At 56.7% G+C, this 22,002-nt stretch carries 12 protein-coding genes; 2 read left to right on the top strand and 10 right to left on the bottom strand.

The genetic code is table 11. The features are described 5' to 3' along the window. Positions 1-276 precede the first annotated feature (276 nt). Positions 277-1,401, top strand: coding sequence for an efflux RND transporter periplasmic adaptor subunit (locus LVD14_RS08180; protein WP_237133597.1), 1,125 nt, complete (start codon positions 277-279; stop codon positions 1,399-1,401). Further along, positions 1,398-4,571, top strand: a complete 3,174-nt coding sequence (locus LVD14_RS08175; protein WP_237133596.1) for an efflux RND transporter permease subunit — start codon at positions 1,398-1,400, stop codon at positions 4,569-4,571. Before LVD14_RS08180 ends, LVD14_RS08175 begins: the two co-directional genes overlap by 4 nt. A gap of 301 nt (positions 4,572-4,872) precedes the next feature. Here the strand turns inward: LVD14_RS08175 and LVD14_RS08170 are convergent, their stop codons facing one another. The 10 genes from LVD14_RS08170 to LVD14_RS08125 all read right to left on the bottom strand — a co-directional run bounded on the left by LVD14_RS08170 (position 4,873) and on the right by LVD14_RS08125 (position 21,947). Further along, positions 4,873-6,912: a BatA domain-containing protein gene (locus tag LVD14_RS08170; RefSeq protein ID WP_237133595.1), complete on the bottom strand. Its 2,040-nt coding sequence runs from the start codon at positions 6,910-6,912 to the stop codon at positions 4,873-4,875. Then, entirely contained in the window at positions 6,913-7,809 is an 897-nt protein-coding gene (locus LVD14_RS08165) for a DUF58 domain-containing protein (protein ID WP_237133594.1), read from the bottom strand. It lies immediately after the preceding gene. 64 nt (positions 7,810-7,873) lie between these two features. After that, positions 7,874-8,908: an AAA family ATPase gene (locus LVD14_RS08160; RefSeq protein WP_237133593.1), complete on the bottom strand. Its 1,035-nt coding sequence runs from the start codon at positions 8,906-8,908 to the stop codon at positions 7,874-7,876. A 49-nt stretch (positions 8,909-8,957) separates the two neighbouring features. Further along, complete coding sequence (locus LVD14_RS08155; RefSeq protein ID WP_237133592.1) at positions 8,958-9,869, bottom strand: DUF4159 domain-containing protein; 912 nt, start codon at positions 9,867-9,869, stop codon at positions 8,958-8,960. Position 9,870: 1 nt separating this feature from the next. After that, positions 9,871-12,597: a tetratricopeptide repeat protein gene (locus LVD14_RS08150; protein WP_237133591.1), complete on the bottom strand. Its 2,727-nt coding sequence runs from the start codon at positions 12,595-12,597 to the stop codon at positions 9,871-9,873. A 46-nt stretch (positions 12,598-12,643) separates the two neighbouring features. Beyond that, positions 12,644-13,696 (bottom strand): hypothetical protein, encoded by a 1,053-nt coding sequence (locus tag LVD14_RS08145; RefSeq protein ID WP_237133590.1) that lies wholly within the window; start codon positions 13,694-13,696, stop codon positions 12,644-12,646. Next, positions 13,693-15,996, bottom strand: coding sequence for a hypothetical protein (locus LVD14_RS08140; RefSeq protein ID WP_237133589.1), 2,304 nt, complete (start codon positions 15,994-15,996; stop codon positions 13,693-13,695). The genes LVD14_RS08145 and LVD14_RS08140 overlap by 4 nt, the downstream gene beginning before the upstream one ends. 3 nt (positions 15,997-15,999) lie before the next feature. Beyond that, positions 16,000-19,587, bottom strand: a complete 3,588-nt coding sequence (locus LVD14_RS08135; protein ID WP_237133588.1) for a DUF4175 domain-containing protein — start codon at positions 19,585-19,587, stop codon at positions 16,000-16,002. A gap of 117 nt (positions 19,588-19,704) precedes the next feature. Beyond that, complete coding sequence (locus LVD14_RS08130) at positions 19,705-20,313, bottom strand: NUDIX hydrolase (RefSeq protein WP_237133587.1); 609 nt, start codon at positions 20,311-20,313, stop codon at positions 19,705-19,707. A 77-nt stretch (positions 20,314-20,390) separates the two neighbouring features. Then, a complete protein-coding gene (locus tag LVD14_RS08125; RefSeq protein WP_237133586.1) occupies positions 20,391-21,947 on the bottom strand; it encodes a class I adenylate-forming enzyme family protein in 1,557 nt (518 codons plus the stop codon). Positions 21,948-22,002 lie beyond the last annotated feature (55 nt).

Here is a 22,002-nt window from a genome sequence, read left to right as displayed (position 1 = left end):
CTTTGTGACTTTTGGCACTCAGGCATTTTGCGGCGTTGTGGTATAAAGCCTCGCGCAATGTTCTCATCCGGCGCTTATCTTTCTCAAGATCTGTCCGCAAACCGCTGGCGTAACTAACTCATACAAAAACAATAATACATAAGGCGCATCCGGACCGGGTGTCGGCATTGCGATTGTTCGAGCATGGTTGCCTGTTCTGGCTAGTCTTACTAGCTGACTGTCATAGCTTAATGGCCTGGTAACACCCCACATTTTTGTCAGCAAGTGGAGTCTGGCGTGAAAAAACAGTATCTGGTAGCAGTGGGCCTGGTTGCCCTTATAGTGATATGGATGGTCATGCCACGAGGTGAGCGCGCAGACGATGATCGTTACGCCATAAGTGAGGATCAGCCCCAAATCAATGTAATCCCTGAATCTGCATCCATGTCTGGCAGCGGCGAAGACTTCACTGTAAGAGCCCGTCGTGTCAGTGCCGACATGTTCACTCAGTCTGTCAGCGTCCGCGGCCGCACCCAGGCAGACCGGCTCGTTGAGGTCCGTGCTGAAACCGCAGGCCGTATCGTCGGCACGCCGGTGGCCGAAGGCGAGCGGGTCAGACAGGGCGACACTCTGTGCGAACTGGCCATGGACACCCGACAGTCTGACCTTCAGGAGGCTCTGAGCCGCGTCGAGCAGACTCGCCGGGAATATGAAGGTGCGCAGGATCTGCAGCGCCGCGATCTCGAATCATCGGTCTCCGTTTCCCAGCGCAAGGCCGCCTATGATTCCGCAGTCGCCGCTGCTGCGCGCGCTGAACTGGCAGTGGAGCGTACCAAAATCAAGGCACCATTTGACGGCATCATGGAGTCGCGCCGCGTCGAAGTGGGCGGCTATATGGACATGGGCGGCGTTTGCGCCACCCTGATGGACGATCGCCCGATGCTGCTGGTGGCCCAGGTGCCCGAGCTTGATGTGGGAAAACTGGAACTGGGCAGCCAGGTGACCGGGCGTCTGGTTACCGGAGAGAGGGTGCAGGGCACGCTGACCTACATCGCGCGGGCAGCTGACAATATGTCGCGCAGCTATCGCATAGAAGTGGCGCTGAACCTGCAGGACGATCAGCTGATCCGTCAGGGCGTCAGCACAGACATACAGATCGCTGCGAATCAGAGCAGAGCTCACCTGGTACCTCCGTCGTCACTGACCATGGATGACCAGGGTATGGTCGGCGTCAAGACTCTTAACAGCGACAATGTCGTCGAATTTCATCATGTCGAGATCGTTGGTGAAAGCACAGACATGGCCAACCCGGGCTTCTGGGTAGCCGGACTGCCGGACCAGATCACTCTGATCACGCTGGGCCAGGAGCTGGTGTTTGCTGGCCAGCAGGTCAATGCCAATTTTGACTGGGCACAACAATGAGATACATCAAATCTGCCGTATCGAGATCGCGCACCACACTCAGTATCTTTGTGGTGATCCTGCTGGCTGGACTGGCGTCCTACCGGTCCATCCCCGTGGAACTGAACCCGGATGTCACAGTACCAGTCATCATCACCACCATTATCTTTCCTGGCATTTCACCTGAAGACTCTGAGCGCCTGCTGGTCAGACCGACCGAGATTGAGCTGAAAAACGTCGAAGGCATCACCGAGATTCGCTCGTTTGCCAACGAGGGCACGGCAACCATCATTACCGAGTTTGATGTCAGCTTTAATCCTGACCTGGCTGTTCAGGACATCCGCACAGCGGTGGATCGGGCCAAAGCGCGCTTCCCGGCAGAGACTGAGGAGCCGATCATTCAGGAAGTATCAGCGGCGACAGTACCCGTGGTGCAGATCGCCATCGGCGGTACTGGCGTTTCAGAGCGGGTTCTGCTGCAGATCGCCCAGGACCTGCAACGCGATATCGAAAACCTGCCGGAAATCCTCTCCGCTGACATGATTGGTGCCCGCGAAGAACTGCTGGAAGTCATCGTCGACCCTGCCAAGCTGGAAACCTACGGCATAACTAATCAACAGCTGGTGCAGGCGGTAAGCAGCAATAACCGTCTGATTCCGGCAGGCACCCTGAATACTGGTTCGGGCAGCTTCTCCATCAAAGTTCCGGGGCTGATCGAAACCGCCAACGACCTGTTCGAGCTGCCGGTAGCGGCGAACGAAGACGGCGTTGTTGTACTCAGCGATCTGGCCGAAGTGCGCCGCACCTTTAAAGATGCCGAGCGCTTTGCCTACGCTAATGGTGAGCAGAGCATCTCCCTGGACGTACAGAAACGCAAGGGAGCCAACCTTATCCAGGCCATGGACAATATCGACGCGCTGGTGCGTGAAATGCGTGCCCAGATTCCACCGGCGGTCGAAATCACCTACCTGAATAACACCATCCCGCTGGTCATTGAACAGAACTCGGGACTGCAGGGCAATATGGCCACGGCAATGGTGCTGGTGCTGGTCGTGGTCATCGCCGCTGTTGGCGTCCGTTCTGGCATTCTGGTCGCGCTGGCCGTGCCCTTCTCTTTCTTTTTTGCCTTCATCGTTATCTCAATGCTGGGTTTCACCTACAATTTTATGGTGATCTTTGGCCTGCTGCTGGGTCTGGGTATGCTGATCGATGGCGCCATCGTGATGGTGGAATACGCCGATCGCAAGATGGCCGAGGGGTATGCACGCTCCGACGCCTTCCAGGAAGCGGTCAGCCGGATGTTCTGGCCCATCATGGCATCCACCGGCACAACCCTGGCCGCCTTTCTGCCACTGATGTTCTGGCCCGGCGTCGCCGGTGAGTTCATGGGATATCTGCCCGTTACGGTGTTTGCTGTGCTGGTCGGCTCCCTGCTCTACGCACTGATATTTGCGCCTACCATTGGCTCGCTGATTGGCAGCCAGACGGTAAAGATGCAGGGTGCAAACCAACTGAGCCAGCTGGAAGACGTCAAACCCGAAAAGCTTGGTGGCGTGGTGGGCGTCTATGCAGCCATATTGCGAACTGCCGTCAGATTTCCCGGGCTCGTCACGCTGGGCAGTGTCTTTACACTGGTCGCCATCATAGTTTCATACGGCATGTTTGGCAGAGGCGTCGAGTTCTTCACCAGTGTAGAGCCAGCGCAGACCCAGGTGCAGATATTTGCGCGCGGAAACTACTCGCCAGAAGAAATCCGTGACATCGTGCTGGATGTTGAAGATCGCATCAAAAACGTGGGTTATTACAAGAGCATTGTTACCCAGTCCGGCGCCGGTCGCAGCATGGGTGGTGGCATGGGTGCCGCGCCCGATCTGATCGGTACCATTTTCCTGGAGTTCACCGACCGTCGTGACCGGGACGTTAATGGCTTTGAAGTCGAAGATCTTTACCGCCAGGCCATTCAGGGCATTCCTGGTGTACGCGCCGAAATCAATACCCCGGAACAGGGTCCACCGGTCGGCAAGGAACTGCAGATCGAGTTTTACGGTGAGGACCTGCGCACCATCATTTCTGAGGCCCGTCGCGTGCGTGACTTTATCGAAAATGAAGTCACTGGCCTGATTGATATCGATGATACAACACCGGTTCCCGGTATCGAGTGGGAAATAACAGTTGACCGCGCACGTGCTGCCATGTCCGGAGCCAGCATGACCGAGATTGGCACGGCTATCCAGCTGTTGACCAATGGTGTGATGATGGGTGACTACCGCCCGGACGACAGTGAGGAAGAAGTTGAGATTCGCGTGCGCTACCCACGTGAATATCGTGGCATTGAGCAGATAGACAATATCCGGATCAACACCATGGACGGCCTGGTGCCGATCAGCAGCTTTATACAGCGCGAAGCGTTGCCCGGTGTGAGCTCCATCCAGCGTGTCGATGGCAATCGCGTGATTTACGTGCGAGCCAACCCGGCGCCCGGCGTCGTCACCGACAACAAGCTGCAGGAAATCCGTCAGTGGCTGCAGGAAAACCCACTGGCACCTGGCGTCAACTACGTATTCCGTGGTGCCAACGAGGAACAGGAAGAGTCTTTCGCATTCCTGATGGTGGCCTTCAGCCTGGCGCTGGCTTTGATGGCCGTTTTGCTGGTCACGCAGTTCAACAGCTTTTATCAGGCTGTGTTGATCCTGTCTTCGGTGCTGCTGTCCACTGCGGGCGTGCTGCTGGGTCTGCTGACCACGGGCCAGACATTCAGTGTGATTCTGACCGGGGTGGGTATTGTGTCGCTGGCAGGTATTATCGTGAACAACAACATCGTTCTGATCGATACGTTCAACTATCTGCGTGAACGACACAAGGACTGGCATATCCGTGAGGTAATTGTACAGACCGGGGTGCAGCGTCTGCGACCGGTGTTCCTGACAACCTTCACGACCGGTTGCGGCCTGCTACCGCTGGCGGCGCATGTGTCGTTCGACCTGATTGGTGCCGAGATTGAAATCGGTGGCCCTATTACCTCGCAATGGGTGAAACTGGCCAATGCGATTGTATTTGGCCTGTCCTTTGCGACCATTCTGACATTGATCGTGACACCTGCCATGCTGGCATTGCCTGATTCCCTGCGCAGCAAGATCGCATGGGTACGTGATCGCTTCAGTCGTAACTCTCAGGCTCAGCCTGCAGCCTGAAACGTCCAGGACTGAGTTACATTTGCGGGCGTTTGTAATGCTTCGTTACAGCAATACAAACGCTTTGCAACAATTTGTCACCCCGGGGTACGGCCCGAAAGGCCTGTGATAGGATTCGACCATCCAGAGCAAGGTTGTGGGGTCATCATTCTCTGTTCCCCCCTAACTGACTTGGAATCTGCTCCTGCAGCCTTGTTCTGGTGATTGCAACCGCACATACATTCTCTTCCTGAAGCACCTCCTGTCTACTCACACCCTGACTGAACTGTTTCTCAGAACAGAGCCCTGAATAAACATCAGCTCAGCGATACGTGCGATTGGCGATCCAGGCCTCCAGGATCAGCATTAATGCCGCAACCAGAAGAATCCACCACCAGAGCCTCTGCGGCTGTTCCAGATCAGCAATCAGCTGGGCAGAGCGAACCTGCTCGCTGGCACGCGGCGTGGTTTCCGGATTCAGGATTCGATCATTCACGGTAGCAACGGCTACCCGGTTTAACTGCGCAGCGGCAGGCTCAATATTGACCGCCAGCGTGCGATTATCAGGCCCTTCGACAAAACCGGGCATGGACGCCGTGTAGTAAGGGGATTGCGAGTCTATCCGCACCTGTTGTCCGTCACTTTGTGTCAGCACCAGCTCTTCACCGGAGACCCGCCGTGCATCAAGCATGGACTCGTCCAGAACAATGCGGTCACCAATCTGCCAGGCGCCCTGCTGTTGTGGTGGCTGGATCAGATAACGAAGCATTTCGTGAACAAACGGTACATAGAGCCCCTGCAAGGGAAAATTGCTCCATCCCAGATCAAGCGAGGTTGTCAGCAAAACCGTATGGCCGTCCCCAAGCGAGCGCTCCATGACCATGGGTGCCCCGGAATCAAAGCGCATCAACACCTCAGCCTCGTCTGATGGTGTCACCTGCCAGAACCCCTGGAAACGTGCTGTCCAGTCAACGTTCAGACCACTTAGCGCAGGATGACGACGATCCATATCAGCAATCAACTGATACTCCGCCTCGCTCAGCACATTGGGTGCCTGCAATGTGGCAGGACTGAGCTCAGCGAAGCTGCGACTAAACGCGTCAGCTCGCACCCGGTCACCAGGCGCAAACCAGACAGCACCGCCCTGCCTTACGAAATCTGACATATCATCGACAAAAGCCGCAGGCAGGGTATCCAGGTTCAGGACAACCACGGCATCGCTGCTGGCGAGCATATCTGCAGACAAATCAGAGGGCGTGGTTGTTGTCACGGCAAATGGAGAGTTCTCCATGCCCTCCAGCGCCAGTACAAACCAGTGAGCCTCATCGTCAAACCAGTCGGAGGAAGGCGCCCCGTTGATAACCAGTACACGCATCGGTGGCAGGACATTCATGGTGAAGTACCAGCGATTATCAACGTCGAAATCGTCGTCAGACAAGCGCAACTCGCCGCGATAGGAACCGGAGTCTTCAAGCTCAAACGGGAAAGTGATCACCGCCTCTGAGCGATCCCCAAGATCGACCGCCTCCTGTCCTACCACCTCACCATTCATTCGCAGCGTCAAATTAGCGCGCGGCTGAAACACTGAGCCGGTGCTGCGCACCCGCGCCAGGACTTCATAATTGTCGGTGGTCTCCATCACCTGCATGGGTGCTCTGACGTCAGTCAGCGTCAGGTTGCTGCTGCGCTCATCGCCCACATCAATCCCCTGAAAGGCAACCCCCGGAGCGAGTCGCCACCCCTGTACGTCATCAGACAGACCGTCAGCCTGAAAATCAGAAATCAGCACAACGCGTCGCTGATCATGTATGGCCTGGCGGGCCAGCATATCGTCAGCCAGCTGCAACGGCGGATAAAATCGCACCCGCTCGTAGCCGGGACCTTCGAGTTCTTCGATGAATTGTCGCTGACTGTCCAGATCGCTGCTTAGTTCCCGCGTATCCTGAGTGCCCGCGGCAAAGGTTACCACGGCCACTTCATCACCGCTGGACAGCCCGTCCAGGACATCCTGGGCCTGCTCAATAGCGCGCTCGAAGCGATCACCAAACTGCATGCTCAATGAGGTGTCCAGCAGGATCACAACCGACTCAGGCTCTGCGTCCACCAGTTGCGCCAGCGAGCCCTGATAGAGCAGTGGCCTGGCAAAGGCCAGCACCACCAGACAGATCAACAGTGACCGTAACAACAGCAGCAACCACTGCTGTACCTTCTGAAAAAGAATCAGTTTTTTACTAGTTTGTTTTAGAAACCGCAGTGAGCCAAACAGCAGCTTGGGCGGATCTTCGCGTTTGATCAGGTGAATGGCCACAGGAATTGCAGCAGCCAGCAGACCCAACAGGAACAGAGGCGACAGGAAACCCATTTATGCGCTCCTTGCCCGGCGCGCCAGATAGGAGGCCAGCGCCTTGTCCAGCGGTTGTGAAGTGTTGAGCAGGCAGTAATCAACGCCGCTACTCTGACAGCGTTTGCGGCACTCAGTCAGATAGTGGTTCAGATTCTCCAGATAGGCATTGCGCACAGCGGCCGGGGATGTCCGGTGAGTTTCTGCCGACTCCATGTCGACAAACTCCGTGGACTCCTTGAAGTTGAAATTCAGCTCCTGATCATCAAGTACATGAAAAACGATGACTTCGTTGCCCATGGCGCGCAACTGCTGCAGTGCCTTTATGGTGCCCTCTTCATCTTCCAGCATATCGCTGATCAGTATTACCAGGCTTTTGCTGTTCAGCGACATGGCCAGCTCGGTTAACGGTCGCACGATATTGGTAGTCTTGCCTGCCTGAAGCTCATTCAGTTTGCGCAGGATCCGAATCAGATGTAACTGACGGGCCCGGGCAGGAATGTAGTCCCGGATGTGATCATCAAAAGTAATCAGGCCTACCGCATCTTTCTGCCGCATGATGAAATAGGCCAGTGCTGAGGCCAGCGTGCGGCCATACTCAAGCTTGCTCATCATGCCCGGCGAGGCATAACTCATCGATGCACTGCTATCCAGCAGCAGATAACAGCGCACGTTGGTTTCATCCTCGTACTGCTTGATATACAGCTTGTCGGTGCGGCCGTAGAGCTTCCAGTCCACATGGCGCATGTCGTCACCGCGGATATAGTGACGATAGTCGGTGAACTCCACACTGAAACCACGTTTGGGACTTTTGTGCAGGCCGGCAATAAACCCTTCAACAACGACGCGGGCGCGCATCTCCAGATTATCCAGAGTTGCCAGCACAGCAGGGTCTATAAAGTTATTGCTTTGTGTCATATCTGCCAGCTTCCTGTCGCCACACCTGTTCCCGTTGTTATTGTTTCAACAGCCACCTGATTGATCAGGCCGGTTCCTTGACGTGAGCCAGCACACGTCTGATGAGTTCGTCAGCATTGATGCGCTCAGCCTCGGCGTGAAAGTTCAATTGCAGACGATGCCGCAGCACGGATGGCGCCAGTGCCCGGATGTCATTAAAGGACACGTTATAGCGGCCATGCAGCAGCGCACGAACCTTGCCAGCCAGCACCAGATTCTGGGATGCGCGAATACCAGCGCCCCAGGTTACCCAGTCGCGCACAAAATCCGGTGCCGATTCGCTCTGCGGACGAGTCGCATGTACCAGTCTCACGGCATACTGAATGACGGCCTGAGCGGCGGGAACCTGGCGGGCGATACGCTGGAAGGCCAGAATGTCCTCGCCACTCAATGGATGTGACACCGTATGATCAACGGTACGGGTGGTGTTGCTGACCACCTGCACTTCCTCCTCTTCACTCAGGTACTGCAGCTCTATCTTGAACATGAACCGGTCCAGCTGCGCCTCTGGCAGGGGATAGGTGCCTTCCAGTTCAATCGGGTTCTGAGTGGCCAGCACAAAAAATGGTTGCGCCATTTTGTGTGTGACACCTGCCGCTGTGACCTGACGCTCCTCCATTGCTTCAAGCAGGGATGACTGTGTCTTGGGTGGCGTCCGGTTGATTTCGTCGGCCAGCAGAATATTGGTGAAAATGGGTCCTTTCACAAACACCAGCTTGCGACGACCTTCCTGCTCTTCAACAATCTCCGCGCCCACCACATCAGAAGGCATCAAATCCGGTGTGAACTGTATGCGACTGAAATCAAGCTGGAGAATGTCAGCCACGGTTTTGATCAACAGTGTTTTGGCCAGACCCGGCACACCAGTCACCAGGCAGTGGCCGCCTGCAAACAGCGCAATCAGCAACTCCTCCACAACCGCTTCCTGACCGACGATGATCTTGCGGATCTCCTGCACCATCTGATCCCGTCCCTGCTGCATCTTTTTGACCAGCGCCAGATCGTCTTGATCATCCAGCCCGGCAACTGGTGCGTCCTGTATGGTATCTGTGTCTGTCATCGTCATGTCCTTCTTGTGCCAATAGGTTGAAGCAGTCTCTCTGCTTTAATCAGTGTGTGTAAGCGTAAATCAGATAGTTAATTCCAAGTCGATATGCTGCGTTGCTCATTTCCGTGGGATACATCTCCAGAAAGGTATGTTCCCAGCCATCACCCATATCCGAATTGTAATTTGCCACCAGCATGATCCTTCCGTCATCGTCGAGGATGGCGTGTACAGAGGGTGGATAGCGCGCATCATCCAGCGTGACACCGCCGTAGTCCCAGGTCACGGCGCGGCCAGGCACCTGCGGTACCCTGTCAATCTCATAAAACAGGTTAAATATCTCGTGATCCAGGGGCAGCTGCACGACTTCGCGATCCGGGAAAATTTTCACCATCTCTATCAGAAAATCTTCAAAATGCGCTTCGGTCCAGAAATCATCCAGCATTACAAATCCGCCGCGCAGCATAAACTCGCGCAGCGCTTCAGCCTCTGCCGTCGAGAAGTTCGGGCCGCTGTACATCCGGCCGACGGGTACGCGTTTCATGGTCATGTAAAGAAACACATGTTCAAACAGCGTCGGATCTGTCAGGTCCAGCCAGCGAGTCGCCTGTGTCTCTGTGTCTACCAGGGTATAGCGCTGCACGCCGCGCAGAAAGTTCTGTTCGGCGTCGGGATAGTCGGTATCCCACCAGCCACCGCGTCGTCCCATTCCGCCAGGATAGTTTTCATAGCGTCCCCGGATAAAAGTGAATTCGGGCGCTACCCGAGGCTCGCGCGCCTGGTTGCTGCTCTGCCCGCCGATGGCGATCTGGGGTGGATCGCGGTCCTGCAGTGAACGTATGTCAAAGTCTGGTGGGAATGCGATACCGGACTGCGGCTGTGCCTGACTATTGACCGCCAGCAGTGCGCTCGCCACCAGCAGCCCGCAGGCAAGAGCCCGGCGACCAGCAATCATGTGTCGCAGCCGGACCGGCATGCTACTCACCTCCCCGGCCAACAGCGCGCAGCAGTATCTGCTGCGCACGTACATAACCGGGCGCTGTTTCAAGTGCTCGCAACACACTCTGGCGAGCTTCCTCAGTCTGGTTGTTTTCCAAATAGGCCTGCGCCAGATTGGTTCTAGCGGCAACCGGATCAGTCTGATCAAGTTCCAGCAGAACTTCGTATTCCTGGACCGCAGTGGCAGTATCACCCAGTGCCGATGCCAGTTCGGCATTGACCTGATGAATCTCGGGGCGATATGGGTTTACTGACAGCGCACGCTCTATGTAATACCCGGCACGTTCCAGATTACCGTTTTCAAGTGCGACATTGGCCAGTTTCAATGGCGATGCAAAATCATGCTGGCTGTTTTCAAGCATGACTTCCAGCCAGTACAGCTGCTGATTGGTATCACCTCTTGCTTCGTAAACCTGTGACAGCACAAGTGGGGGACTTGGGTAGCCCGAATAATCGGGCAGGATTTCATGGGCGATGACCAGATGCTCAATCGCCTCATCCCATGCCTCTTCGCGAAACTGTACGATTCCCAGTTGCAGATGGGCCTGAAAGTCGCGCGGCTGACGCTGCACCCGTCCTTCCATGTACTCCTTCAAAGATTGATTGTTGTACAGCTCGGCAAGCACCGCGCTGCTGTTTTCACGGCGCCCGTGACCATGTGCCGCGCCATCGTCAGGGCTGTCTTCACTGTGCACGTAAACGTTGATCGATTCCACTCTGGCCTGCAACCAGGCCTGGAAGCCCTCATCAAAGCTTGCCATGTCCATATTGAACACAGCCTCAAACATTTCAGCCTCGGGTTTGGCCTCGGCATACTGATGAATCAGGGCCAGCAGACTCTCGAAACCGAAGGCTTCGGCGATGTATTCCACCACCAGATAGGATTGATAGTAGGCGAAGTTCAGATCGGAATTGCTCCCTGCCGAGGTGAACGCATTGTTGAGCTCTGCGACTGGTGCAACGCGCTGCTGTTGTACCGCCCTGACCAGATCAAGCCCCTGGCGGCGGCCCCACTCTGGTCGGCCGAGTCGCTCTTCCCAGGTTGAGATACCTTCTGACAGCCAGCGCGGCATGCGATTGCTGGTCATCTGCAGCGTCCACACATGGACCAGTTCGTGCCAGACAATTTCCTGCCAGTTGGCACTCAGGGTATCCGGTGAAATCAGTGTAATCACTTTACCAAAACAGATGCCGACCAGCGGCCCGATATCGGGAAGTCCGACGGAGCGCACGGCAAAATCCTCGGTACGTTCGAAGACCTGGATGACAACCGGCACCTCAGGCTCGAACTGGTATTTGGCCACCAGGCGGTCCCAGCTTTCCTCAAGCAGCGGTGCCATATACGGCCACAGGATCTGCGCATCGCGCGAACTCATGTTGACGCGGAAATGCTCGGTCTCCAGCGTCTCGTACTCTTCCAGCACATCAAATACCTGCAGCATGTTTGATGTGAGCACGTTAAACGGGTCATTATCAAAGGCGCTTTCCAGATGGCCTTTACCCTCTGCTTCCTCGCCGAGTCGGACCAGATTGCCACCCAGCACGGTATGCGCAAACCAGTTCTGCGGATCGCTGTCTATTGCCAGTCTTGCATATTCAACCGCTTCCTCGAATCGATAGTTATTGCCCAGGAACTCTGCAGCCAGCGCATAGAACATGGAATTGTCCGGGCTGAAACTGTTGATTGCGGCGCGCTGGGCAGCCAGCGCAGGCTCGTCATCATTCATGACAGCCAGCGCCGCCAGTATCGCCCGTGCAGGAATGGACTCGGGATTGATGCCGATCGCCTGCTCCAGCATGCGAACGCCTTCTTCGCGCTGATTATTACGTATCAGTATCAGTCCGAATGTGTGCAGCGCCTCGCTGTCGCGAACATTGACATCCAGCGCTCGCGAGAGGTTCTGCTCCGGTGAAGTGATACGCCCCATGCCAACCAGCGCCGGTGTGTAGCGGGGATTGATATCCAGCACCTGCTGATAGTTGCGACGGGCATCCTCGTCATTAAATTTGTCCTGGAACAGATCACCCCACAGCGCCAGTGCTTCGAGGTTGTTGTCGTCCAGGCGCACGGCCTCGTTAAAAAGTGCATTGGCGTCATGGAATTCACCGAGCTGCCAGGCAGCCAGTGCCACCATCCCGACATCTGAGGATTCGAATACACTGCCACTGTCGTAACGCGCCAGCGCGGCATTAAATTGCTCCTGCGCCGCCTCACGATCGCCACGCAGCGACAACACCATGCCGTGTTGCACCAGGGACCGCACAGGCGGTGTAGTCAGCTGCCGTGTTACTTCTGTCAGCAAGGTGTTTGCCTGTTCCGAACGTCCGGTACGCACATAAATTTCAGCCAGTGCTGTGGCCACTTCGGGCGTGTCAGCAGCGTCGCGCATGACATCCTGCAGCACATCCACGGCACGATCGTACTGTCCGGTTTCGACATGTGCGCGGGCGAGTGCCAGGGCGGCCGACTCCTGATAAAAATCGTCGCGAACGGAGCCAAGAACCTCCATCGCAGCCAGGTAGGATCCGCGCAACAGCAGCTGCTGCCCGCGTTCAAGATTCTCCAGGTCAGTCGGCTGGGTCTGCGCATACGCTGCTGGTGCCAGATAAACAACTACACCCGCCAGATTAAGTCTGTCCGTTACCAGCGGCGAGGCCAGCATTGCCAGCATCAGGCAGGCAGTGATCGGACGTCGCATGCTCATCGCAGCGAAGCGTCTGGATTTTCTGATCTTTACGTGGCCAATCGATTCAGGGCAATGCATTGTAATCCCTCGTTTGTAACGCCAGGTCAATTAACAGGGCTTCCAGCCGGCTCCAGTAGTCTTCCTCCAGGTAGTTGCTCTTCTGATTGCGAAGAATGAAAATCTCCCGCTCCAGACGCTGAATATCTGCCAGTATTTCCCGCGCGCCAGGTGAGGTTTTGGCCTCATCCGGCCTGACAATATCGATATATGCGATTTCCGCCAGCAGGCCATCAGACTCGTTTCGACCAGGCTCCCGACTGAACAGACCATCACCGGTATCATCCAGGACGGCATTTTCAGTGGGTAATCTGCCCTGTTCGCTGTACCACTCGGCCGTCTGACTGCTCGCAAAATTGAAGGCTTCCAGAATTGACAGTCGACCATTACGATCCAGATCCGCCTGTCGCCCCTGCATGGCCTCTATAAAAAAGCCGCCGAACACCGGGTCATAACGTTCTGCTGCAGACCGGGTCGCCGACACGATGACACGACCGTTGGCTGCCAGCTCGCGTGAAAACTCAAAGCTTGCACTTGTCGTATTGACCACAACGATATCCTGACCCTCAAAAGCTTCAAGCATCTGCGCCAGATCGCTGCCCGTCATGTCTGGACCGACGTTGTTGAATTTGGCCTCACCAAACCGGCTTGAACCGTGACCGATCAAAAACAGTGTCAGCTGATCACCCTGAGCCATCTGCTGGCCCAGCTGATCAAGGGCACTGCGGATATCTTCGAGTTCAGAGCTGCCATCAACCAAAGGTGCCAGCTCGCCTACGTTATTGCCATCATCCATCAACAGCGTAGTGTGGGAATCCGGATAACCGTAGTCGTCACGCAGAGACCGGTACAGGTCTGCAGTCCAGCTGCGAAACTGTTCCCGGCTCTCCGGCGTGGCAGCCGCTCCGGTAATGATCACCGCGAACTTTTCGGTATCTACTGCCTGACTGAACCATGGCGTCTCGCCGTCTGTTGCAACATCCTGTGCCATGACTAAAGCCGCAGATGAGAAAACGCTCAGCGCAAAAACCAGTCTGCCAATTACGCTTCGAGCAATCATGACAACCCCCGGTAACGTCTGGCCATCCAGTCGGCACACATCAATGCGATCAGCAACAGAAGGAAGCCTGGCCGGTCCCACAGGTCTTCCTCAACCTGTTGAGAATACGCACCAGGGCTGCGCTCAATATCGCCTACCAGCTGGTTGATTTCACCCAGATCGTAATACCGACCGCCACTGCTTTCCGCGATGCGACCCAGCAGACCGTCGTCACGGGCTGCATTGTTGTATTCGCGCAGCGACGGAGTAACCACAAATGCTGCCGGTTTTTCGTCATCGATTCTTGCCGCCGCAGTGCTGCTGACATCCACCAGCGTGTTGTAAACGCCTTCGTCTTCCACCAGGAAACGGCTGCGGTAGACTCCGTCTTCATCGATGTCCCACTCCATCGCAATATCACTGACTTCGCCCTGCGGGTCGGTGCGCTGCAGCCACAGCGACGCGTTATTGTCCGGCTCAAAGCGTTCATCACGAACTTCAACCGAAACGGTAACTTCATCACCGACATTGTAAAATGGCTTATCAAAGTTCACGGTAACGCGTTCCATCGCTCCCTGCGCCAGCCAGCGCAGTATCTGTCGCCAGACACGCTCGTGCGATTCATCTTCTGCCGGCATCAGCATCTGCCAGCGCCAGGTGCTGGCTGTGGTAATCGCCATGCTGCGACCGCTGCCATAACGCTGCGTGGCCATGACCGGCAGCGCCTGATCCTGAAACTGCACCGATGGGTGTTCCATCAGGACGGTGGCGCCCGGTTTGGCGCGGCCGGTCACATAGATACCCTGCAATTGCGGCAAGGCCGACCAGGCATTGCGATTCTCACTGTCATCAGCGCCCAGACGCAGTAGCGGGGAGAATTCACCGGGCGTGGTCAGGCGAGGTGTAAACATTTCGCCGGTAGCATGGCTGCCTCGCCGTACACCACCCTGCAGGTAGCCGGGAAGAGCGGACAGCCGTACCGGCGTGACCGGAAGGATGTCAGCCAGCGCCGTATCAACAAAGGCATCATCCAGCATACCGCTCACCAGCAGGCCGCCACCGCGCTCTGCCACAAAATCCTGCAGCAGCGTCAACTGCTCCGCACTGAGAAAGTCCGGATCAATGTCACCTATCACCACCGCCTGATACTGATAGAGGTCTTCTGCAGTGGCAGGGAACCCGTCGTTCAGCTCCAGCGGTGTATTGATACCCTGTCGGTAGAACCTGCCAGGCCCAGTCTGCAGATAGGAGGCCAGACGCAGGCTTTCGTCACCTTCGGCAGCCCGTCTGATGAACTTGAACTCATTACGTGGATGGCCCTCAACATAAAGAATATTCAGTGGCGGGCGCTCGCTGTTGTCGACCAGAAACTGATAGCGGTTATTCTGGGCAATCAGCTCTCCATCAAGAGTTTCAACTTCAAGTTCGTAGAGAATCGGCTCCCGGCGCTCCGGCTCCAGTTCCAGCTCGTAGCGGCTGCTGCCACCATTAGCGCCGAGTGTCACATTTCGAGTGAGCACTTCAGTCTCACCATCGAGAACCCGCAGCTGAACCTGACGCCCTTCATAACCCTGCTGCTGCAGCGTAACCTGAACATCAAAAATACTGTTGTCCAGTATCGTGCTGGCTGCTGCAACATCGGTAATGGCGACATCCTGCTGGATTTCAGGCTGACCCACACCGACGGTAAAAATTGGCACCTGACGTGCCGCGAATTCGCGCGCCTGCGCCAGCACATCGGCACCGGAATTGTCGGCTCCATCGCTGATCAGCACAACGCCGCTCAAAGGCAGCCCGCCCAGCTGGTTGCGCAGTTGCTGCAATGCCTGGCCGGGATCAGACAGATTGCCGCTTGCCTGCAGTTCTTCGGCCGTATCCAGCCGGTTCAAGGCATTGTTGAACGCGAATGTCCTCAGTTGATATCGCTCGGCCAGCGGCGGCAGTATGCCGTTGTCAGCAAACAGCGCCCTTTGCACGGCTTCGGCTCGTGACTGGCCATTCCCCACATCATTGATCTGCATGCTCTGGCTGTCATCAATCAGCACGGCCAGGTAAGTCTCCTGTGGATTGACTTCCCAGGTGGTTATTACCGGACGCAGCAGCATCAGCAGCAGGAGCAGCAGGACGGCCGATCGCAGGGTGATGAGCAGGGCCTTCCAGCGAGGGCTGACCGGCCGTGTTGTGCGCCGGTACAGCAGCCAGACGATTGCCGGCACAAGCAGTATCAGAATGGCTGTGACCAGCGGGTGCGGGCTGTTAGCGAAGGAGAACTGCCCGTCTGCAATAGCCTCAAGTGCATATGGATCTACAAAGAAACTCATCGTTTAGGGCGTCGCGCTCCGATTCTCGGACAGCGCCCGGTAGTAGTCTTCCACCAGCTGTCGATATTCCTCAGGGATATCCTCTTCGGATACGGTATACAGGCGGCGCGTGATGCGGGCGAGTTCAGCGCGCGCACGCAGATCACTTTCGAGTTCAATCAGTGGTTGCAGAACACCCTGCAGAAGCTCGGGCTGATTCATGAATGCTTCCAGCGACTGACTGGTAATCTCGGTACTGATTGAGCGGGCGTTACCCCAGAGTGCCGCTTCACCTTCCGCTGGAATGCGTCCGATACCCCGCTGATCACCAGGATCGACCTGACTGGCGGCGCCACCCACTTGAACCTGGCTGCCAGGGTTGCCCTGCTGGCCGCGCTGAGCAAGCTGACCACGTGAGGGCTGGCCTTCGCCGGCCTGCTGCTCGCCAGCCTGCGACAGTTGCTGATCGAGTTGCTGCGCCAGTTGCTGGGAGCGCGCCAGTCTCTCCCGCATCTGCCCGATTGACTCCTGCAGGCCATTACTAATCTGCTCCTGCAGCGCCTCGAGCTCGCGCCGCAGCGCGCTGGCGTCAGCGGCGGCCTGATTGATAGGATCAGCATCCGTCTGCTGGGCAAGCTGATTACCCGGCTCCAGACCCTGCAGGTCGCGGCTGAGATCAGCCAGCGCTTCCGCAATGTCCTGCTCAATATCAACCGCCAGATTGACCATGCCATTGCGCAGCACACGATTACTGGTGTCCATCTGCTCACGTAGAGGCCGCAGCGCACGTGTGGCTTCCTGTGCCTGCGCCAGCGTCTGCTGCTCGTCATTGCCCGCCCGCGCGATGACGGCACGCAACATGCGATCGATCTCCTCCAGCTCCTGACGCAGACGCTGCTGCTGTTCTGTCAGCTCCTGCAGGCCTTCATCATTGGCTGCCGACTGTCGCGACTGACCGAGGCCCTGCTCACGACTCAGGTCTTCCAGCGACTGCTGCAACTGTCGCTGCTGCTGCTGAAGCTGTTGTCCACGCTGCGCCAGATCCTGTACCAGCTGATTCGGTGACTGCTCAGACTGCTGTGCCAGCTGCCTTTGCTGTTCACGGAGACTGTCCAATGCACGTTGACTGCGGGCGGCTGCCTGCGCTGGCGTTTCGGCCTGCGCTGCTTCCTGCATCTGTTCAATCGTGCGCTGCATCTGCTCTAGCTGCTGACTGCTGCCACCTGCCTGAGCCTGACTGTTCTGCTGTCCCTGACTCATTTGTTGCCGACGTGACATCTGTTGCTGCAGCTGCGCCAGCTCATTGCTGATCTGCTCCTGATCGCGGCGCAGGCGCTCGAGCTCCCGGCGGCGCTGCTCTTCATCCATCTCTTCCAGACGTCGGGCCAGGTTTCGCTGGGCCCGAGTCAGTCCTTCCTGACGTCTGGCAAGCTCTTCCAGCCGGCTGGCCTCTTCGGTGTTCTGACCACCCTGACTGGCCTGACGTGGGGTTTCGTAACGATTTTCGTTCTGCCCCATTTCCATATCAAACAGTTCACGCAGGTCCTGACGTTCCTGCTGGCTGCCACCGCCTCCGCCACCACCGGCCTGCTGCTGGAAGCTGACATCGGTCTGATTGATTTCTGCCTCGGCACGCAGCACATACTGCAGCGCCTGTTGTTCAGGTGTCATGGCCTGAGTTAGCGCCAGCTGGTCGAGATCTGCGGCAGCGGCTTCCATCTGCTCGATGGCACGCTGCAGGTAGGTCACTGCATTGCCGTAGCTGTCATCGGCAAAGTTGACACGCTCTGACAGGCGGTCAATGGACATCTGAGCCCGTTCCGAAGCATCTCGCTGGGACTCGGCAATCACAGCGACATCGTCGCTGAACTGTTGCTGATCCATATTAAGCTGCTGCTGCCGAAGGCGCCAGGTCGCCGCAATAATGTCTTTCTGTAATGTCACCAGCGCACTGCCGGTGTCACCACCGCCACCACCACCGCCGCCGCCCTGCTGTCCACCACTGGCACGACGGAACTCCTGATCAGTTGGAACCACCTGCAGGAAGTAGATGTCAGACACAACTTCCTGCGGCCCTCTGAGGCCGTTATTGTCAGCCACGGTGAGGTAGTAACTGACAAAGTCGCCCGGGCTGACAACCAGGTCTTCCATGTAGATCATCTGGTTGCCGGTCACATTGCGAGTGCGCTCTTCTGGCAGGAAATCGATGGCCACCTCATCAGAGCCGATCACGCTGTAATGCAGCGTAAAATCACTCAGTCCGTAGTCATCAGTAGCCTCTACCTGAAGAATCACTTCCTCCAGTGGCATCACATCCTGATCGCGGCCCGGACTGTGTAAAGCCAGTTCCGGAGGCTCATCAGGTATGGTACGCAAGTAGTAGATGTCGGCGTCTTCGGTCTGCAGCTGCTCAAAATCGGTTGCCAGGACACGGTAGGAACGATCCTGCTCGGCAATCAGGGTGACCTGGCCACGATCGCCATCAACAGTGACCGGTACGCGCGTGTCATCCTCAAACACCAGGTCAGCCTGTGTGACTGCCTTATTAAACATGATGTCGAGCGTCAGGGAAGTGCCTTCTGGCACAACAAAGTCACCACTGTCGGTTTCCTGGTAGTCGTCTATGCCAGTGTATTCCGGAAAGTCGTAAGCCACATCAATCTGTTCGGCCCGTGGGAGGTCATAGAGCGTAATGCGGTACTCGCGGCTCCGTTCATCATCACCCTCGCCCACGCTGACGTAATAAACGAGATCCTCTTCCACAGCCGGCAGGTAGTAGCTGAATGCCGCGCCGTTGCTACCGCTACCGTCACGCTGCATATTGGCGTCGTACCAGTTGACCTGGTCGGAGCGCATACGCAACCGCACATCATCGGGTATGGCGTTTTCGATACGGACTTCGATGGTCGCGGCCCGGCCGCGTTGCATGCTGATGTCACCCGGTTCCACCGAGATGACCATGTCGGCTGGCTCGACCACAGGTTCGGGCACTGGCGCCAGCGCGAGCTCCGGACCGGCACGGAATGGCCACAGGAGTGACGAACCGGCACGCCACAGTGCGTCTGAGGCGGTAAGCAGAACTACAAGTGTCAGAATGGCGCCACCAGCCACCGATAATGGCAACCACGGCATGCGATTGTCAGCATCCTCAAGCAGTCGTTGCTGCTGGGCGCCCAACTGGGTATCCGCATCATCCCAAAGCTGCTGGACAAACTGCTGCGAAACACCGCGCTGCTCCACGCTGTCGGGATCGGATGAAAATTCAAGTGAGGTGAGAAGTCGCTGTTCAAGATCGGGCAAGCGCGATTCAACATAGCCCGCGAGCTGACGATCGTCCTGCCGCAGTTGTGCAAGCGTGCGCAGGTAACGCCAGACCAGCACCCCAGCAATTGCAACGAATGCCAGAAACAGCAAGGCATCGAGGCCACGCCCGCCAGGCAGCGACACACTGAGTGTGGACAAACCCAAAAATGCAGCAATCAGGGCGATGGCGACCAGGCTGGTCTGCTTGAGTATCAGGAGCCGCTGGCGGCGTTTACGAACACCGGCCAGCGCGGCTCTGAGTTTGATGACACTGGCTGAATCCGGTTTGACAGTCTCGGGACGGCTCATATGCGACTCGGTTAATTCTTCTTTCGGATCTGCTTCAACTATCCCATTAACGGACCGGGCAAAGCAAGGGAATCTGACACGCTGCAAGGTTCACTTATCGGGTACGCTCAAGCGGCGTCAACGGATGCTGCAGATACCCTCAACCGGCCGATAATGCGCAGAGTCTTCCGGAAAAACATGAATATCAGCAGTGGACATGGCATGGCACAGGGACTTCAGCGACTTAAAGCCTGCGATACTCTGAAGTGTATGTGCGGTGGGTGGAGGCAGGCGAATTTCACCACTTGCGTGACGAGCCAGCGCCAGGTCTGGACGTATCCACTGATAGTCGTGTATTTCCTGCTGGTCAACAACGATGTCCACCGCTTCATTCAGTGGACACAGGAAAAACCAGGTAGCGAATCGCCGCGACATACCCTGCGGAGTGGTCCAGTGAGCGATATGGATGAGCTCGCCCGGCGAGATACAGATACCGGCCTCCTCCTCAGTTTCACGCACCGCGGCCTTGATGGCCGCCAGGTACTCTACGTGGGAAGCAGGCAGATCCGCGCGATCGGGCGGGTAATCGCAGTCATCGACTCTACCGCCCGGGAACACCCAGGCTCCGCCCTCAAATACAAGCTTTGAGTTGCGAAGCAGCAGCAGCGTCTCCAGCCCTGAAGTGCCGGATGTCTGGGCCTGTTCCCGAACCAGCACTACGGTGCTGGCCAGACTCGGGGACATCATGTGTGTTGCACCAATTTTGTGCGCATTACACATTTTTAACGGAAAGCCACTCCGCTGGCAAGTTCCTATTTGTGGCACTATTTGAGTTTGTGTTTCAACACTTTGCCGGACGGTGCAGTCGGTAACGACTCAACGAAATGAATGATGCCTGGCCGTTTGTACGCCGTCAGTCTGGGCTTGATAAAAGCGCGCAGTTCCTCTTCGCCCAGCTGGCTGTCGGCAATCCGCTGGATATAAGCAACCACTTCCTCATTGCCGTCGTGCATCTGACCGATCACGGCACATAGCAGTACATCCGGATGCTTGGAAATAACTGCCTCTACTTCCGGAGGGAACACATTAAAGCCGGAATGAATGATCAGTTCCTTGCTGCGCCCGGCGATGTGGACATTGCCGTACTCGTCCAGTCTGACCAGATCGCCCGTATTCAGAAAGCCATCCGCATCTATTGCGGCCCTGGTTGCCTCTGGGTTGCGATAATAGCCTCGCATGACATTCGGGCCACGGACATGCAGCTCTCCAACTTCACCATCGGTGACTGGATTACCGTCCGCACCGATCAAACGTATCTCCAGGCCGGGCAGCGGCTTGCCGACACTGCAGCTGTCCAGGGGCTCATTGAATCTTACCTGGCAGATGGTGGGACCGCTTTCTGTCATGCCGTAACCATTAAGCAGGGGCAGTCCAAACAGCTTTTCGGTTTTCTCCTTGATGGCCGGATCCAGCGGTGCACCGCCACTGTACATAAAACGCAGCGCCGGAATGTCGTCACCGGTAAGGCCCTGCTGACGAACATGATCCACCAGCCGGGCAAACATGGCAGGTACACCAAAAATGCCTGTCACCGACTGCTCACGCATGACCCGCAGGGCCTGGCTGGCGTCAAACCGGTCAGCCACGATAAGTTCTGCTCCGGCGTAGATCGCGGCCAGAAACACTGCGGACAAGCCAAATACATGGGAAACTGGCAGCACCAGGTAAACCTTGTCGCTGTTGTTCAGACCACGCAGTGCGCCACTTACTGCAGATACAAAAAGTATGTTGCGATGCGTCAACATGACTCCCTTGGGGTCGCCAGTTGTGCCTGTTGTGTAAATGAGGGTAAACACATCGGCCGTATCAGCTGCGGCGTCTGGCGCATCCGGCTGATGCTGCAGAACACCGACAGAGCCCCCTGCCAGTTCGCGCTGAGCCTGGGCTTCATCGCTGTTCGCAAGTGCCTGCCAATGCTGCCGGGCTGCGGCAGAATCGAGCAGGTAAAGTGACAGACGCGGCTGACAGTGAGCCCTAATCTTTTCAATCTCGTCGGCGGCCATCCGAGCGTTGATGACAACCGGCCAGGCACCTACTTCACTCAACGCCAGAATGACGACCAGCAAGGGGACACAATTCTCGTTGACCAGCACCACTCGATCGCCAGCCACAACACCCAGCGATGCCAGTTCTACCGCGGTCTGCTCAACCGCAGCCGCCAACTCCCGATACGTCAATTGTCGACCCAGGTGGTCGGTCACGGCTGGCGCATCGGGCCGATTGCCGGCCTGAGTGAAAAGCGGTGTACTTACTTTCGCTGGCAAGCCTGTCAGCAGCGCTTCCGGCGATTGACCCAGAAGTTGTTCATCATTAGATTGCATGTTCCGTTCCTGTTACGAATCCCTGGATACAACTTATCAGCACTAATCTCACATC

Origin of the sequence: Pseudohongiella sp. O18, assembly GCF_021729085.1 — a bacterium.
Lineage (GTDB): Bacteria > Pseudomonadota > Gammaproteobacteria > Pseudomonadales > Pseudohongiellaceae > Pseudohongiella.
This window is presented reverse-complemented; position numbering and strand designations above follow the sequence as displayed.

Bases quoted from the DNA above. Each gene is read 5' to 3' on its own strand.
- LVD14_RS08175 (WP_237133596.1), top strand. From the start codon at position 1,398: ATGAGATACATCAAATCTGCCGTATCGAGATCGCGCACCACACTCAGT.
- LVD14_RS08170 (WP_237133595.1), bottom strand. From the start codon at position 6,912: ATGGGTTTCCTGTCGCCTCTGTTCCTGTTGGGTCTGCTGGCTGCTGCA.
- LVD14_RS08165 (WP_237133594.1), bottom strand. From the start codon at position 7,809: ATGACACAAAGCAATAACTTTATAGACCCTGCTGTGCTGGCAACTCTG.
- LVD14_RS08160 (WP_237133593.1), bottom strand. From the start codon at position 8,908: ATGACAGACACAGATACCATACAGGACGCACCAGTTGCCGGGCTGGAT.
- LVD14_RS08155 (WP_237133592.1), bottom strand. From the start codon at position 9,869: ATGCCGGTCCGGCTGCGACACATGATTGCTGGTCGCCGGGCTCTTGCC.
- LVD14_RS08150 (WP_237133591.1), bottom strand. From the start codon at position 12,597: ATGAGCATGCGACGTCCGATCACTGCCTGCCTGATGCTGGCAATGCTG.
- LVD14_RS08145 (WP_237133590.1), bottom strand. From the start codon at position 13,696: ATGATTGCTCGAAGCGTAATTGGCAGACTGGTTTTTGCGCTGAGCGTT.
- LVD14_RS08140 (WP_237133589.1), bottom strand. From the start codon at position 15,996: ATGAGTTTCTTTGTAGATCCATATGCACTTGAGGCTATTGCAGACGGG.
- LVD14_RS08135 (WP_237133588.1), bottom strand. From the start codon at position 19,587: ATGAGCCGTCCCGAGACTGTCAAACCGGATTCAGCCAGTGTCATCAAA.
- LVD14_RS08130 (WP_237133587.1), bottom strand. From the start codon at position 20,313: ATGATGTCCCCGAGTCTGGCCAGCACCGTAGTGCTGGTTCGGGAACAG.
- LVD14_RS08125 (WP_237133586.1), bottom strand. From the start codon at position 21,947: ATGCAATCTAATGATGAACAACTTCTGGGTCAATCGCCGGAAGCGCTG.